General features: G+C 44.6%; 12 protein-coding genes and 1 pseudogene. 9 read left to right on the forward strand and 4 right to left on the reverse strand.

Annotation, left to right across the window (positions count from 1 at the left end):
- Positions 1–334: 334 nt before the first annotated feature.
- Positions 335–1,813 carry an FAD-binding protein gene (locus tag ACWGXJ_RS14365; RefSeq protein ID WP_250261146.1) on the forward strand — a complete coding sequence of 493 codons (1,479 nt, stop codon included), beginning with the start codon at positions 335–337 and terminating at the stop codon, positions 1,811–1,813.
- 539 nt (positions 1,814–2,352) lie between these two features.
- On the opposite strand, the gene ACWGXJ_RS14370 is transcribed toward ACWGXJ_RS14365, so the two are convergent.
- The 4 genes and pseudogenes from ACWGXJ_RS14370 to ACWGXJ_RS14385 form a co-directional block, all read right to left on the reverse strand.
- Positions 2,353–3,177, reverse strand: a complete 825-nt coding sequence (locus tag ACWGXJ_RS14370) for a discoidin domain-containing protein (RefSeq protein ID WP_452567026.1) — start codon at positions 3,175–3,177, stop codon at positions 2,353–2,355.
- 217 nt (positions 3,178–3,394) lie between these two features.
- Positions 3,395–3,658, reverse strand: a pseudogene (locus tag ACWGXJ_RS14375) (NucA/NucB deoxyribonuclease domain-containing protein); the annotation flags it as partial.
- Between the two features lie 786 nt (positions 3,659–4,444).
- On the reverse strand, positions 4,445–4,684 hold the full coding sequence (locus ACWGXJ_RS14380; protein ID WP_452567027.1) for a hypothetical protein: 240 nt from the start codon (positions 4,682–4,684) through the stop codon (positions 4,445–4,447).
- Positions 4,685–4,810: 126 nt separating this feature from the next.
- A complete protein-coding gene (locus tag ACWGXJ_RS14385; RefSeq protein ID WP_452567028.1) occupies positions 4,811–6,229 on the reverse strand; it encodes a transcriptional regulator in 1,419 nt (472 codons plus the stop codon).
- Between the two features lie 492 nt (positions 6,230–6,721).
- Between ACWGXJ_RS14385 and ACWGXJ_RS14390 the strand changes: the two genes are divergently transcribed.
- The 8 genes from ACWGXJ_RS14390 (at position 6,722) to hydF (ending at position 16,029) form a co-directional block, all read left to right on the forward strand.
- Entirely contained in the window at positions 6,722–7,147 is a 426-nt protein-coding gene (locus tag ACWGXJ_RS14390) for a MaoC family dehydratase (protein WP_452567029.1), read from the forward strand.
- Between the two features lie 578 nt (positions 7,148–7,725).
- Positions 7,726–8,208: a DUF2294 domain-containing protein gene (locus ACWGXJ_RS14395; RefSeq protein WP_231109510.1), complete on the forward strand. Its 483-nt coding sequence runs from the start codon at positions 7,726–7,728 to the stop codon at positions 8,206–8,208.
- Positions 8,209–8,335: 127 nt separating this feature from the next.
- Positions 8,336–10,498, forward strand: a complete 2,163-nt coding sequence (gene fdhF, locus ACWGXJ_RS14400) for a formate dehydrogenase subunit alpha (protein ID WP_061831771.1) — start codon at positions 8,336–8,338, stop codon at positions 10,496–10,498.
- Entirely contained in the window at positions 10,495–11,145 is a 651-nt protein-coding gene (locus tag ACWGXJ_RS14405; RefSeq protein ID WP_452567030.1) for a 4Fe-4S dicluster domain-containing protein, read from the forward strand. Before fdhF ends, ACWGXJ_RS14405 begins: the two co-directional genes overlap by 4 nt.
- Positions 11,146–11,177: 32 nt before the next feature.
- Positions 11,178–12,683, forward strand: a complete 1,506-nt coding sequence (locus tag ACWGXJ_RS14410; RefSeq protein ID WP_452567031.1) for a [FeFe] hydrogenase, group A — start codon at positions 11,178–11,180, stop codon at positions 12,681–12,683.
- Positions 12,684–12,753: 70 nt separating this feature from the next.
- The gene (locus tag ACWGXJ_RS14415) at positions 12,754–13,344 is read left to right on the forward strand and encodes a 4Fe-4S dicluster domain-containing protein (RefSeq protein ID WP_061831773.1); all 591 of its coding nucleotides are present in this window, start codon (positions 12,754–12,756) and stop codon (positions 13,342–13,344) included.
- Positions 13,341–14,789, forward strand: a complete 1,449-nt coding sequence (locus tag ACWGXJ_RS14420) for an aspartate ammonia-lyase (RefSeq protein WP_452567032.1) — start codon at positions 13,341–13,343, stop codon at positions 14,787–14,789. The genes ACWGXJ_RS14415 and ACWGXJ_RS14420 overlap by 4 nt, the downstream gene beginning before the upstream one ends.
- A complete protein-coding gene (gene hydF, locus ACWGXJ_RS14425) occupies positions 14,776–16,029 on the forward strand; it encodes a [FeFe] hydrogenase H-cluster maturation GTPase HydF (protein ID WP_250261132.1) in 1,254 nt (417 codons plus the stop codon). Before ACWGXJ_RS14420 ends, hydF begins: the two co-directional genes overlap by 14 nt.
- The last annotated feature ends 14 nt before the right edge of the window (positions 16,030–16,043 follow it).

A 16,043-nucleotide genomic window follows, 5' to 3' on the forward strand; every position in this document is an offset into this window, starting at 1 on the left:
ATCAGGAAAATATTTTGTTTAGATTCCATTCTTCGTCGGTAACAAGGATATTGTAACTCGTAATAAGAATCATCTTAGCAATTGCTTTAATGGTTCTTTTTTTCCTCTACTTTTGCAAAACTGTTTGTATTTGATTTTGTTAGCTCTTAATAACTATATAAAGTATAAAGTATAAAACGAAATACAGTTATATAATTTGATATAAATCACAGGTAATTAACAAGAAAGCAAGAATTTTATAAATATCCTCCTGATGCGTTTTGTTGCAAAAAAATAGAAAACCGACTACGAGATTCAGCCGAAGAAAACATTCACATCCTAAAAAGGAGTTGGAATGATGAAACAAAATGGAATATCCGTTGAACACTACACTCCAATTTTGATTGTCGGTACGGGGATCTCAGGACTTACTGCTGCTTATTATTTGTCAAAAAAAAATATCAAGTACACGATTGTAACAAAAAAGAGTGCACCCAAACAAAGCAACTCCTTTCTTTCAGCAGCAAATACACGTGTTCCCTCAGAGAATGAAATTAATCATATTATTAATCTTACTATTGATAAATGTGGAGCAGATCGATCCGTAATTGAATCGCTATATAGGAATTCCAACATAATTATAAATTTCTTCGAAGAATTGGGTATTTCTTATGAGAAAACATCCTTTGGTATCATGCCTGAATGTATGATTAAATCACATGGGGGAAAGAAATTAATCAATTGTTTACTACAACATATTGAACAACCGATGTGTAATAAAATTTTGATACATTTGGAAAAGTACGATCACGGAATTATCGCAATATTTTATGACACACAATCAGATCAATTTATCAGAATATATACTAATTATTTGGTATTAGCTACGGGGGGATATGCAGGACAATTCTGTTTCAATGATAATTCGCCCGGTTCAACTGGTGAAACGCTAATCTTAGCTAAGAAAATAGGTGCGAGATTAAAGGGAATGTCTACAGTAATGTGTCATCCTTGGTCTATATATAACGGAAGACAAATTTTATTGGGCGGGGTTGTATCTTTGAGTCAAGGGAAAATAATAGATGAGGAAGGAGTTCAATTATTAGAAGATGAGTATATTTGTGATGCAATTGCTCGGGATGATTACCACGAAATGATTGATGAGATTTTAAAATTCCAACTAGAGTGCATCAAACAAAAAAAGGACATGTACTTGGATATGAGCCATGCTGATGAAAATGTATTAAATGAAAAATTCAAAACATATGGATTTAGTCCTAAAGTAGTTAAAAATAAAAGAATTAAAATTACACCAACGATGCACTATTCTTCAGGAGGAATCGAAATCAATGCTAATGCTGAGGCTATAAACTTGAATCGTGTTTTTGCTACTGGAGAAGCTCAATTTAATGGTGATCTTGGTATAGGAAGAATTCCTGGGCAAGCATTCGCATCAGGGATCGTTTTTGGTAAATTAATTGTTGACAAAATAGCTAATGAAGGTGTTTTCAATACTCAATATCAAACTTCATTTAAAGATCCACCTGAAACGATGCAGCTGTATTCGAAAGAAAATAATGACTTTCCGATTGAAGAGTTTCAGAAAAAGTTGTCAATTCTAATGATGGATTTGATCGCTTCCAATTCATCCGTTGTTTCTCTATCATTCCATAAAAAGAAAATACAAGAAAGTCAAAATATATTATTAAGTAGAGCAAGAGGATCAGGAAAACGATACGAGGATATTTTAACATTATTTTTCGGATATTTTGTTGCACTGGAAATTATAGAAGATATTGAAGCAAAGTCAGGCTTGTTGATTAACCAAAAATAGGATAAAAAGAGTCGCCTTTTCAGCTAATGGTAAGCACAAACCAACCATTCCAAAAAGAGGCGACCCTCATGAATCAGTCTACTTTATTTCAGCTGCTCCGACGTGGATCAGGCTTCGTTAAGGGGTATTACCCTACCTTCTCCGGAAAAGCCGCTGAGGTTCCTTTTGTGTGTCTAAAACGTTGTTTCACCAACTTCTTTAAGGTCGGGAATGGGCCAAACGGCGAACCTTATAGGTTCCTCAGGAACTAATGGGGCTATGCTTTAGAAATTAAATCCCTCGGTGGAGCTTAAGAATCTTTATAAATGAATTAATTTCAAGATGATTACCAGCAATATGAACAGTGCCAAGACAGCAGCTATCGATGTCCAAACTCTTCCGGTGATTCCCTCGTAGTCTCTTTTCATTTCCCCCACACGTAACGCCTCCTTTATTTTAGGGTACTCCTACTCCATAGGCTATGCGAGGTCTTGATTAAAGGAAGGGCTCTTAACAAAAAAAGCTCAGTCGACCCATTAAGGTCAGCTGAGCTTTTTGATTTATTTAGAGTATTCACTTACTTCAAACGTAAGGATACGATCAAACAGCACGTAATCCTTGCGGCTGCTGAATGGGCCTTTATTGTTATCGTGCTTATTGATTGCGTATGAAGCTGATCCAGAACCTGCTTGCTTAGCCTCATACCATGCAATGAAGTCATTGACCTCTTGCATACTCAAATCAAATTCCTTCTCTAAGCCAGTCGTCATGGTGACTACCAGAATTGCACGATCTCCGCTTGGAGTTGGTTCCTCTGTGTTTGGAGTTGGTTCCTCTGTTCCTGGATTAGGAGTGGAGCTTGACACTTTAGACATCATCTCTAATTCGCTAAGAGCTAGATACTGACTTCCATTATTGCCTGTAATATTAATTCTATAATCCTTGTATGAATTAGAATTAGAAAAAGTGAATTTTTTCGGAGTGCTATTTACCCATCCAGTGATATTTGACTGGGTATCTAGCACGTTCCAAGTCATCCCATCATTTGAGCCTTCGAAAGTCCAATTTTTAGGGGCACGGTCAGTTGCCGTTGTCTGTGGATATATAACATATTGCTCAATAACTTCGGGTTTAGGAAAGTCATATCTTAGCCAAGCAGCAGTTGTACTTGATGTCCACGCACTAGCAATAGTAGCAAATTCCTTGTTAAACGCCTCATATGCGTATGAATATTCATTACTTGCGCTTGCTACTCCAGATGGCAAAATGTTAGTTGTCATATGTGGAACTAGATTTTCTGAATACTCTGCTTCGGCTGCAAAAACATTGGATAAGGGAAGAGATAAAAGAACTAAAAATAAAATTGTTATACATGCTTTCTTCATTAAATAATCCTCCAATAGGTTTAATAGAACTAAGAATAATTTAATTGAGGAATTGTGTCTAAACATAAACTTGCTAATCTATAAATATAATCTAAATATTTGCATATTTATTTTTTAATGGGTATAAAAAAAGACCCTATCGGCTGATAACCAGTAGCGTCTCTCATCCTTATTTCACAATAAAACTCACCTTTGTACCATCATTATACTTATTTAATTAATGACTTACCCAAGATCCTGCTCCCCTGTTGTCACTAAGGGTTATGTATCGGATATCAACACCTGCGCCACCTTCAGCGCACATCGCCAACGGTCACTCGTCGCGGTCAAATCACTTTTTTGTAGGAACATCTTTTAAAGACTCTTGCGAGTTTCTTCAGCTCCGTCCCGGTCAATAGTACATACGTCAGAATGGCCGACTGCTATAGCATCTTTGATGCGTGCCCATTTCTGGATAGCACGAACTCGGAAACTCCTGTGTATACTCAGCTACTGCTTATTGGCTTGCTACCGATGATCTATTAATATGTGGAATAATTATAAGTTTGAATTTTGTAACGGGTGCATCCTGCTAATAATTCGCATGTGGAGTCGGTATAACTAATAGAGATAGAATCGAGCCTATACCCGTTTAGGAAGTTCAAGTCCTTATAACCTACTTCTGTAGCTGCATAGTCTTCCCAATCATTTGCCCAAGCTTTAAATTGATTGTTTCTTACATAATTAATGACATGCTCTGTGTAAGCTTGTGGAGTTACAACACCTTTTAGAATTAGCTAGGTCACTACTTGCATTTGCAAGCCTGTTCCTGTGGAAAAAGAACCCACAAAATCAATCCAGCCGAGCCCATCTTTACATCTACTCTAAATTCAAACTGCTCGATAATAAAGAAATTCCCACAAACCAATTAAGAGACTAATTCCCTTGCTATCTTGAACGACGCATCATCCCCCCCACCCAATAACGTCGTTTATCTAGGACAAGTTAGATGTCTCCTGGCTGTGAACCAGCTACTCCCCATGTTTCCCCATTAACTTTATAATCGCTGCCTCTCCACTGAAGTGTGTAGTATCCAGAACGCAAACCGTTGGTGATACCTTCATCAGTAGATTTCCAAGTAACTGTGTCGTGAGGAGTGATTACTAATGCATCAATATATAGTTTGTTGAACCGTTGTGAATTAAACTCACCTTTACTGGATGATCAGAGTGATTCTTCATACGAAGTTTAACATGACCCCATCCTTTAGGGACATTAAAGGATTCTCCTACAGTTGCGCTTCTACCCGATCTTTGAGAAATGATCCGTTAATCTTGATGGCATCCGGGGTAATCTTCTCTACTGCGCTACCGTTGTCTACAACTTCCACCATATCATCACCCAACGGCTGCACTACATATACTCTTACCTGGCTTAATGCAGCTACAAACAATCCTATATCCAAGTTTAACACTGTATATGTATAATCAAGATAGTCATTCGGTGAATTCTGTGGTAATTCCTGCACTGAAAAAAGCTCTGCTAACCTTATGGTCGGCAGAGCTTTCTTTAGCTTTAGAATCCCCCAATTTGTACAAGGGTCTGAATAAGCTGCTCATGATTGTGAGCGGGTACAGTTATAAAAAACAAAAAGCTACTCGCAACAATTAACAATGCCATTTTTTTCAACATTACTTAACCACACCTTTTCAATTAGATTGGAGAACTCTGTTTTGATTTCAGGAGTCGCATGGACTTGAAAACGCATAAACAGACCAATACAATTTATAAAGTTTGTTTCATTAGTTATTATATGTGACTTTGCCATTGCATACATCAAGTATTTAAAGCCATCACTGTATTTCACCCGATGTAAATAATAATGAGCCATTTCGTAAGCAAACCATGCGAAATAGTCTGGTATTACTTGTTGGGTATATATATCAGATGATGTTGGGAGTTGAGCAAATGAATTAATATTTGTTTCAAAACGTGAAAGGACATCATCCACATCTATTTCATATCGGTTAGCCGCTATCATAACGTTCAACAGCTTTGAGAGTTTCTCATTTTCATTAGCGGTTGATGTTGTCGCTATATATTCAACATAGTCTGGCAGCACGCTAACATCTCCAGACAGGAGTTTATTGACGTACGTGTTACCTTCTGCCCACTGACTGAACAAGTTTACCCAGTGTTGAGTATCTTCATCAGTCTCTTTGACCCAATCTAAATTCGCATAGGCGTATGTATATAGTAGGGCTTGTTGATAATCGCCTTGGGCTTCACAAACACTAGCACACAACAAATCGGCGTAAGCAATGTATCCAAATAACGGATTTCTGGTTTCCTTTTCATGCGCCCTGTTCTTTCGATTCTTCTGCTGATGCTTTATGGAATATTGTACTTCAGCTTTCCCTCTCATTTGCCTTGCCATTTCCTCAACCTTGTCCCACTTACGCAAAGACCTGTACACATTAGCCAAATCCTTCAATGCGTCAAGTTGGTCCATTTCATCCAGACGTTCAATGTAAGGCTCGAACAACGTAGCTGCCTTGAGATTGCGGCTTTGATCGTCCCCAACCTGAATCGTGAACATTCGATACTGACAGATCGCCAATCGTTCAGAATGTTGGTACTTCTCCGTTTCAGCTACACCCTCATAGAACAGCAACGCAGCATCATGTCGTCCCTGTGCTAATAGCACTTCTGCCATATCAAATAGTTTAGGCGAATAGAGTAGGTTGTCCATAATGGTTCCTACCACTCGACGGATCGCATCCAGCTTGTCCAATTCCGCACAACGATACAAAAATGGCTCTATTCGTCTCATATTCGGGGGGGTGTCGATGATGTAGTTTTCTATAAATAGGTCGTAAAAGTAGCCTTCTGGTAAACCCATAGCCTCGGTAATGCGATCTATCTGGTTAACAGACATAGATTTATTGCCTGACACTATGCTACTTACTATCCCCCTATTCATGCCCGCTATATGCCCAAACTCCATCATGCTCAAACCTTCTTGTTTTAGATATTGTTCCAATTCTGCTCTAATCGTGGGTGTAACTTTCATAGATAAACCACCCTTCATACAGAAGTACCAATATTTATATATTATTGCATTCTATTGTTGTCCATAATTTAACAGTTGTCAATAATTTTTATTTATTTGCATCGAATGTCGAAGTATATAAAATAAGCAGTTCCAAAGAGTCACTCTGCATTGAAGTCAAATAACCTTGCCACTGTTACCAGTGAGACTTATGGTAATGGAAATATAATCCTTCAAAAAACAGACACTTACATTGATCTGACTGTACAAAAGTACGGAGGATTACTTACTGAGTGGGACTACAAAAATCCGCTGAATTATCAGAGGCTTTTCATACTTGTATCTTAAATTAATTTGCTGCTATAACGCTACGAGTTTTAAAGGGAAATATTGTTCGGTGAATATAAAGTTGTAGACGGACAATACGTCATTAAGCTAACGGGCAGCTTAACTTGATTGGTGATATTATGCTACTCTATAAATAAGCAAATAATTTAATCAAGAGGTGTAATAATGCGGTTTCATGAATTTTATATCGGACAAGTATTTAAAACCAAGTCTTTAAAATTAACTAAAGAGGATATTACCAGATTTGCAAGGGAGTTTGACCCGCAATATATGCATTTAGATGAAGAGAAAGCATTACAAGGCAGGTTTAATGGAATTATCGCTTCAGGAATTCAAACATTAGCTGTTTCTTTTAAGCTTTGGGTTGAAACAGGCGGTTACGGTGATGAGGTTATTGCTGGAACTGCTATGAATAATATTAAATTTATTAAACCAGTATATCCAGGCGACGAATTGTACACCATTGTTGAAGTGATTGGAGTAAAAAAGATGAGGAATGGAACAGGACTCGTTACTGTATTGCTGTCGACTTTCAACAAGAAAGAGGAGCAAGTTTTTGAAGGCGATTTATCCGTTCTGGTTAAACAGTAAAGTTTCATAAAAAATCAATTATTACAGGTTTGAAGAGGTCCATGCATTTTAGCACGGACCTCTTCTCTTTATTCTAACGTGGCTTGACTTGCGGCTTCATGTTCAGCCACACGTTGCAGTAATTCCTACTAAGTCTTCATTTGGCGACCTTGACGTTGCCCTTCTACAAACTGAATATCGCATAGATTCTACATCTTGAACCCGTACTTTACCACCATCTTGGATAACATATCTATGCCTTCTGGAGTTCGACTAGCATTTCCGTCCAATGTAATAATAAATTGATATTGCAAATCATATAAATGAATAATTCACTATAAATCTCTGAGATTTGCACTGAGCCATTTCAGTATAGAGGGCTTTGAGAATGCCATTTACTAATCTCAGCCCATAGTATGTCATTCCACTGCTTTTGTATTGGAACTGTACAAACAACACGACGGAATGAGAAGCATCATACAAACCATAGAGGTATAGCTACTTCAAGAGTGGTCTAATCTATGTAAATTTTTGGTTCAGTGTAATGAATTTCACATCTTTCCGGGTCAACCTGTTCTACCATAGAAGGGTGATACGCCGTGCTGGGCAGACCACTTGGGTCGGGACGGTTACGTTTTGTTCTAAAACCAGCTGCACAGGCTGTCTGGCATGCGCGGCAAGTACGCCTTTATTTTGATTCGAAGCGGAGTGTCCAGATGTTGAATACCGAATTGGAATACCGTGAGCGCATCAGGAAGTTGGCCGTATGTATTGTCAAGCACTACCGTGGAAAAGGACCGGACAACGTCAAGGTTTCACTGGATTCGCCGCTCCGGATTACGGTAGAAATTCGAGGTACATTGTCTAATTTGTCCGAAATTCTCGTTCATGAAGGGGCCGAGGACAAGGTCAGGGAATATTGGAACGTCCTTCGTCCCTATCTGGAAAAGGAGTTTATGAACGAAGCCGAAAAAACACTCGGCAGTCCCTTCACTTATACTTGGGAGGTCTGCCCCTCCGTCCATGGAGACGGACACATTATCATTTCTCTAGAACTACAACACATACACCGGTTGGATTAGCGGGAAGGAGCTTGTCTCCTCGCTCGCGGATAAGCCAGTACAGGATGCAGCGTAAAGCGGCATTTTTGTATTGGCTTTTTTTATGTTACGAGTTTCATCTATTTCATATAAAAGAGGTGCTGCACTTATGGCAGACAAGGTATTAACCGTATGTCCCTACTGCGGGAGCGGTTGTCAGCTTCATTTGCTGGTGGAAAAAGGACAGGTAATTGGCGCAGAGCCGGCTGGTGGTCGTACGAATGAAGGAACGTTGTGTCTGAAAGGACACTATGGATGGGATTTTTTGAATGACCCACAAATTCTGACTGCACGCTTGCGCAAGCCCATGATTCGCAAAAATGGAGTTATGGAGGAAGTGGAGTGGAAGGAAGCCATTCAATATACTGCCGAACGGCTGTCAGCAATTAAGGAAAAATACGGACCCGACTCCATTATGGGAACGGGCTCCGCACGCGGTCCGGGAAATGAAGCCAATTATGTCATGCAAAAGTTCATGCGGGCGGTCATTGGCACGAACAATATTGACCATTGCGCTCGTGTATGCCACGGCCCTTCTGTGGCAGGTTTGACTTACTCGCTCGGAGATGGAGCTATGTCCAACTCTATTCCTGAAATTGAACACTCTGATCTCATTTTCGTGTTTGGATATAATGCACCCGAAACACATCCGATCGTCGCAAGACGCATTGTAGCTGCCAAGCAAAGAGGCGCGAAGATTATTGTATGCGATCCGCGCATGACCGAAACAGCTCGTATTTCGAATATGTGGCTACCCCTAAAGGGCGGTTCAAACATGGCTTTGGTGAACGCTTTTGGTCATGTACTTGTGCATGAAGGACTGTACGACAAACGATATGTGGAAGCAAACACAGAAGGATTTGCCGAATACGTAGACAGCATTAAAAAATATACTCCCGAATATGCGGAAGGCATTACGGGGGTCAAGGCGGCCGATATCCGGGCGGCTATGAGGGAATATGCAAAGGCCCCTACCGCTACAATTTTGTACGGAATGGGCGTATGTCAATTTTCACAGGCCGTTGATGTGGTAAAGGGGCTCGCTTCCCTTGCACTGTTGACGGGAAATCTGGGCAAGCCGAATGTCGGTATCGGACCAGTACGGGGACAAAACAATGTACAGGGGTCCTGTGATATGGGCGCTTTGCCGAATGTGTACCCTGGCTATCAGGATGTAACAGACAACACAGCTCGCAAAAAGTTTGAAAAAGCATGGGGTGTTGAGCTGCCACGTAAAAAGGGCTATCCACTTACGGAGGTACCGCACCTCATCCTGAAGGAGAACAAGCTGAAAGCTTATTACATTTTCGGAGAGGACCCTGTACAAAGTGATCCGAACGCCGCCGAGTTGCGTGAAGCCCTAGACCAATTGGAATTTGTCGTGGTTCAGGATATTTTCATGAACAAAACAGCGCTGCACGCCGATGTCATCCTCCCTTCTACTGCTTGGGGCGAGCATGACGGTGTATATTCTTCGGCAGATCGGGGCTTTCAGCGCATCCGCAAAGCCGTTGAGCCACAGGGTGATGTTAAGCCAGACTGGGCTATTATTAGCGAGGTTGCTACCGCCATGGGCTACCCTATGTCCTATGCAAACACAGAGGAAATTTGGGATGAAATGCGCAGCCTCAGCCCATTATTCTCGGGTGCCAGCTACCAAAAGATGGAGCAGCAAGGCGGCGTTCAATGGCCTTGCCCTACCGAGGATCATCCAGGTACACCGTATTTGTATAAAGGAAATCAATTTTCGACACCTAGTGGCAAAGGCAGATTATTCGCCTGCGAATGGCGTCCGCCACAAGAACAACCGGATGCAAAATACCCGCTTGTCTTGTCCACAGTCCGTGAGGTAGGTCACTATTCCGTGCGTACCATGACTGGCAATTGCCGCGCGCTGCGCCAGTTGTCTGATGAGCCTGGCTTTATTCAGATTAGCCCAGAAGACGGAGCAGATCTGAATATTCTGGATGGTGAAATTGTTGCCATATCCTCCCGTCGGGGACGCATCATGGCACGGGCACAAATCAGTGACCGTGTGCAACAAGGTGCGACCTACATGACCTATCACTGGTGGGTTGGAGCATGTAACGAGCTGACCGCTGATTTTCTCGATCCGGTATCCAAAACCCCGGAATTAAAATACTGTGCCATCCGTCTGGAACGGATCGCCGACCAAGTGCAGGCCGAACGTGATGTACATGAATCGTACCAACGGATTCGCAGACAGATGAACGTCCAGGAAGCTGTTTTGGCTGATAAGGTGACGAGATGAGCGGCACAGGGAATATGATGCACCGTCCGACAGATAACCGGTCAGCTTCGACGAATAGAATGGGAGCAGCCAGTAGAACAAGCGCTGTTGCTTCTTCTTTTGTAGTCGCAGACGCCGGGCAGTGCATCGGCTGCAAAGCCTGTGAACTGGCGTGCTTCGCCGTTCACAGTCAGGCTAACGGTATAGGAGCTTCGGTCGGAACCGTCAGCGTACCTGTTTTACCCAAGGTGTATGTTGTACGTACAGGGGAGATGTATGTGCCGGTGCAATGCCGGCATTGCGAAAATGCCCCCTGCGCACATGCCTGTCCGGTACAGGCCATTCGTCAGGAGGACGGCGTCGTCATGATAGATGAGGAACGATGTATCGGCTGTACCTCCTGTGTTTTGGCCTGCCCTTTCGGGGCGATTGAGGTGTCTCCGGTCTACCGGGCAGGACACGTTGTAACGCAGTCCGGCCTGACTCACCGTGCAAATCGAGTCGCCCTTCCCCGCACCGCGGCAAGCAAATGCGATCTGTGCGCGGAAACAGAGAACGGACAGCCTGCATGTGTAGAGGCCTGCCCGAATCATGTCCTACGGCTGGCCAAAGGTATATCCGACTCACCTCCAGAGCCTCGGCGGGAAGTCTTTTTCCCACGCCTATAAGGTCAAAATCAGCCGCAGAAAGGTAGAAAAACATGTCAACCACAATAGACAAGATCTCTTCACCTCCTTGTATGAAGACGACTGATTGCACAGACCCTGTCATTCATATTGACCCTACGCTCTGCACGGGATGCAGACGTTGTGCTGAGGTTTGTCCAGTAGATGCCATAGAGGGACTGCCCGGAGAACCGCAAACCGTTAATGCAGACCGATGTGTTATTTGCGGTCAATGTGTACAAATATGCAGCGTATACGCATCTGACTGGGCAGGTTCATCTCCACAGGAAGGCGCCGCTAGACGGCTGGAACGTATCCAAGAACGCGATATGCCTGCCGACATCAGAGAGCCGCTATTCGCTGCCTATTATAGCTACAACTTGAATAAGGTAGCCGATATGATGACCAAACCTGGACAGTTTCGGATCGTCCAATGTGCTCCTGCCATTCGTGTTTCACTCGCGGAGGAATTCGGAATGCCGTTCGGCACCTTGACGCCTGGGAAAATGGCTGCTGCTTTGCGCCGCCTTGGCTTCGATCGGGTATACGACACCAACTTTGGAGCTGACGTGACCATTATGGAGGAAGGCACTGAATTGATTCGTCGCGTGACCGAAGGCGGTCCCTTACCCATGTTCACATCCTGCTGTCCAGCATGGGTCCGATTTGCAGAAATAGAATATCCCGATCTGCTAGACCATCTATCCAGCTGCAAATCTCCGATGCAAATGTTAGGAGCGCTAATCAAATCTTATGGCGCACAACTGGACGAGGTGGAACCTGCGAATATATACAGCGTTGCCATCATGCCATGTACCTGTAAACAATTTGAGTGCGATCGTCCCGAAATGGAATCTGACGGTTACCGTGATGTGGATGAGGTACTGACCACGCGTGAACTTGCATACTGGATCAAGCAGCGCGGAATTGATTTTGCGAACCTGCCTGATGAAGAATTCGATTCACCGTTAGGACAATATTCAGGTGCAGGCTCCATTTTTGGAGTCACCGGAGGAGTCATGGAAGCTGCCATCCGTACAGGTTACGAGCTGCTGACAAATGAAAAACTGCCGAAGCTCCAACTCGATTTTGTTCGTGGTGAGGAAGGCATTCGAGTAGCTGAGGTTCAGGTAGGCAAGCTGCAGCTCAAGGTAGCGGTCGTCGCCGGGCTACAACATGCCTATCAGCTATTGGATCGTGTCCAGGCGGGCGAATGTGATTATCATTTTATTGAGGTGATGGGCTGCCCTGCTGGATGTATCAGCGGAGGGGGACAACCCAAGCTCATGTTAGAAAAGCAACGAATTGAAGCTTATCGGGCACGTAAATCCTCCATCTATGGACATGATGCTGCACACCAGGTACGAAAATCGCATGAGAACCCTCACATCATCAAACTTTATGATGAATTTTTAGGTGAGCCGCTGGGTCATGTGTCGCATCATCTGCTGCACACGACCTTCCAACAACGGGGGCCCGGCAAGCAAAGCCGCAGTAGCACTATTTCCACCAAAGGGGATACGGGTTACTCCATTCATTAATACGTTAAGTTAAGTTATTTTTATGCTGTATACATTATATTTGTCGTTAGTTAGAGAGGAGTCGAATTGTATGAACCGTTTTGTTTTAGCTGATCCCGATCAGTGTATCGGCTGTCGTACCTGTGAAATCGCATGTGTCATCGCACATTCAACGGAGAACCCTTTTATCTCGCCGGATGATGAGTTTCATTTTCACCCTCGTTTGAAGGTTATCAAATCATTTGGAGTCACCGCACCCGTTCAGTGTCGTCACTGTGAGGATGCCCCATGCGCCAACGCTTGTCCGAACGGCTCCATTACGAATGCAGATGGCTGCATTCTCATTAATAGTGAAAGCTGCATTGGCTGTAAAACCTGCATGATCGCCTGCCCTTACGGCGCGATTACCATGGTACCCGAGTATCGAAACGGGCAGCCTGTAGTGCAGGACGGATTGTATACCAATATGTCAGGTCGTTTGCAACCCAAAGAACGCATGATTGCCAGCAAATGTGATTTGTGCGAAGGCGTGGACGGCGGTCCGGCCTGTATTGGTAAATGTCCAACACAAGCCCTCAAGCTGGTCGAACCAGATCTGGTTCACGCCCGTGTTGAGGAAAAACGCGCTGCAAGTGCACGTCAGCTACTGCATATGACACGCATTCCAGCAACGGGTCTATGACTGAAGGTCTTTCTCTGCCTACAAATACGCGAACCGAGCGGGATGCGCTAGGAGAGATGGAAATTCCCGCAGATGCCTTTTACGGTATTCACACTGCACGCGCGATGAACAATTTTGCGGTCAGTGGCAGGCCCGTGAACCATAACTTGATCCACGCTCTTGTGTTGGTAAAAAAAGTAGCCGCTCAAGTGAATGGTGAGCAGAACCGGCTTCCTGCCCAACGGGCCTCTGCCATTGTAAATGCCTGCGACGAATTACTCGCCGGGAGGCATCAACATATGTTTACCGTGGATGCCATGCAAGGCGGCGCAGGCACCAGTACCCATATGAATGTAAATGAGGTCATTGCTAATTTGGCCATCGTACAGCTAGGAGGCAGACCAGGGCAGTATGAGATTTTACATCCGCTGGATGATGTGAACTGCTGCCAGTCTACGAATGATGTCTATCCGACAGCGCTACGAATTGCAGCGATACGGCTGCTTCGGCCTTTATGTGACACGATGTCTTCGTTACAGGATGCTTTACAGCACAAAGAAACAGAATATGCCGACTTGCTCAAGCTAGGCCGCACTCAGCTAATGGATGCTCTGCCCATGATGGCCGGGCAGGGCTTTGGTGCCTACGCAAAGGCTATAGCGCGCGACCGCTGGCGTCTCTATAAAGCTGAAGAGCGGCTGCGGGAAATCCCTATTGGGGGCACGGCGATTGGCACAGGTATGAACGCGCCCCGCGCATACAGCTATCGGATGGTCGAAAAGCTGGCGGATGAGACTGGCTTTGGACTGAGTCGCAGTGACCACCCGATGGACCCGATTCAAAATATGGATGTCTTTGTCGAGGTGTCCGGTCTACTCAAATCAGCTGCCGTCAATCTGTACAAAATATCTGGCGATTTTCGCCTACTGGCCTCTGGTCCTTTCGGTGGTTTTGGCGAATACACGCTGCCTCCAGTTCAGGCGGGATCCTCTATTATGCCTGGCAAGGTCAATCCGGTAATAGCTGAAATGGCAGGACTCACAGCCATGCGTGTGATAGCCGAAGATGCGGCTATCACTATGGCCGCTGCCTCCGGTCAGTTGGAGCTAAACGCATTCCTGCCGCTGATTGCCGAATCGCTGCTGGAATCGCTACATATTCTGAACAGCGCGGTTCGACTATTCGAGGAGCGATGTGTGCGCGGCCTGATCGTGCGTGAGGAACGCTGTACTACAAATCTGCGTAACTCAGCCGTGATGGCTTCTGCGCTGGTCGCGGAGCTTGGCTATGATGAAGCTGCCTCTATTGCATCTGCAGCCATTGTGCAAGGTCGCGCACCAGAGGATATTGTAGAAGATCGCGGCCTACTGACCCGTTCGCGGATTGACCAATTATGCCATCCCTATACAGTAACCAAGCCCGGAATTCCGGGACAGGAAGAAGGAACTCACCATGGGAATGAATGATACCCCTCGTAGCAACCGACCACATATCGTCCTGCTCGGTCGCCGCAACGCAGGCAAATCCAGCATTCTGAACACCCTGACCGGTCAGCCCGCCGCTGTGGTATCTCCTGTAGGTGGTACGACCACGGACCCCGTTTTCAAACCAATGGAGCTGCTCCCTGCGGGTCCCATTGTTCTGGTGGATACCGCCGGACTGGACGATGAGGGTGAGATCGGAGAGCTGCGCCGCAACAAAACGCTCGAAATACTTAATAGTACAGACTTGGCCCTGCTCGTTATCGACGCCACCGTTGGTGTCGGACCATTCGAGCATGAGCTACTCGAAAAGCTCCGCACCAAAAAGATTCCTGTTATTGGGGTATTGAATAAAATAGATACCCTTACTGAATCAGATAAAACGGCTACAAAGCTGGCAACTGAACTGGATCTCACCCTGATTCCTTTCAGTGCATCTTTGCTTTGGGGAGACACGGAACTGAAAAAGGCTATTACTAATACGCTCCCTCAAAACGAGGATCGTTTCCGTATCGTCGGTGACCTGTTGTCACCCGGCGATGTTGTTGTGCTGGTCGTTCCCATCGACAAAGCTGCACCAAAAGGCCGATTGATCCTGCCACAGCAGCAAACAATCCGCGATACACTAGAGAGTGATGCCATCGCTGTAGTGACCAAAGAACATGAACTACGATTGACGCTGGAGAGATTGGGACGCAAGCCTCGCTTGGTCATTACCGATTCACAGGTTTTTATGAAAGTAGCGGCCGACACGCCTAAGGATGTGCCTCTTACCTCTTTTTCCATCCTGTTTGCCCGTCATAAAGGCGATCTGGACGAACTGGTACGAGGTGCAAGAGCCATTGATCGCCTCAAGGATGGAGACCGTGTACTCATTGCCGAAGCCTGCACTCACCAATGCCAATCTGACGATATTGGTCGAGTGAAAATTCCCCGCTGGCTCCGCCAAACGATAGGCAAACGTCTCATCATCGAGCATGCATCCGGCTCCAGCTTCCCTGATGATCTGAGCGAATACGCACTGGTTATTCATTGCGGTGCATGCATGCTCAATCGGCGTACGATGCTTCATCGAATGTCGGAAACAAAAGCTGCCGGGGTGCCGATTGTGAACTATGGTATTTTCATCGCTTATGTACAGGGGGTCTTTCCCCGTGCTATTGAATGCTTCCCATCTGCTATGCTGGCATGGGAGCAAGCTGTAGAAGCCGGCAGTTATTCCTAAAAGACCTCATCTCA

This window comes from Paenibacillus sp. S33 (genome assembly GCF_053615415.1).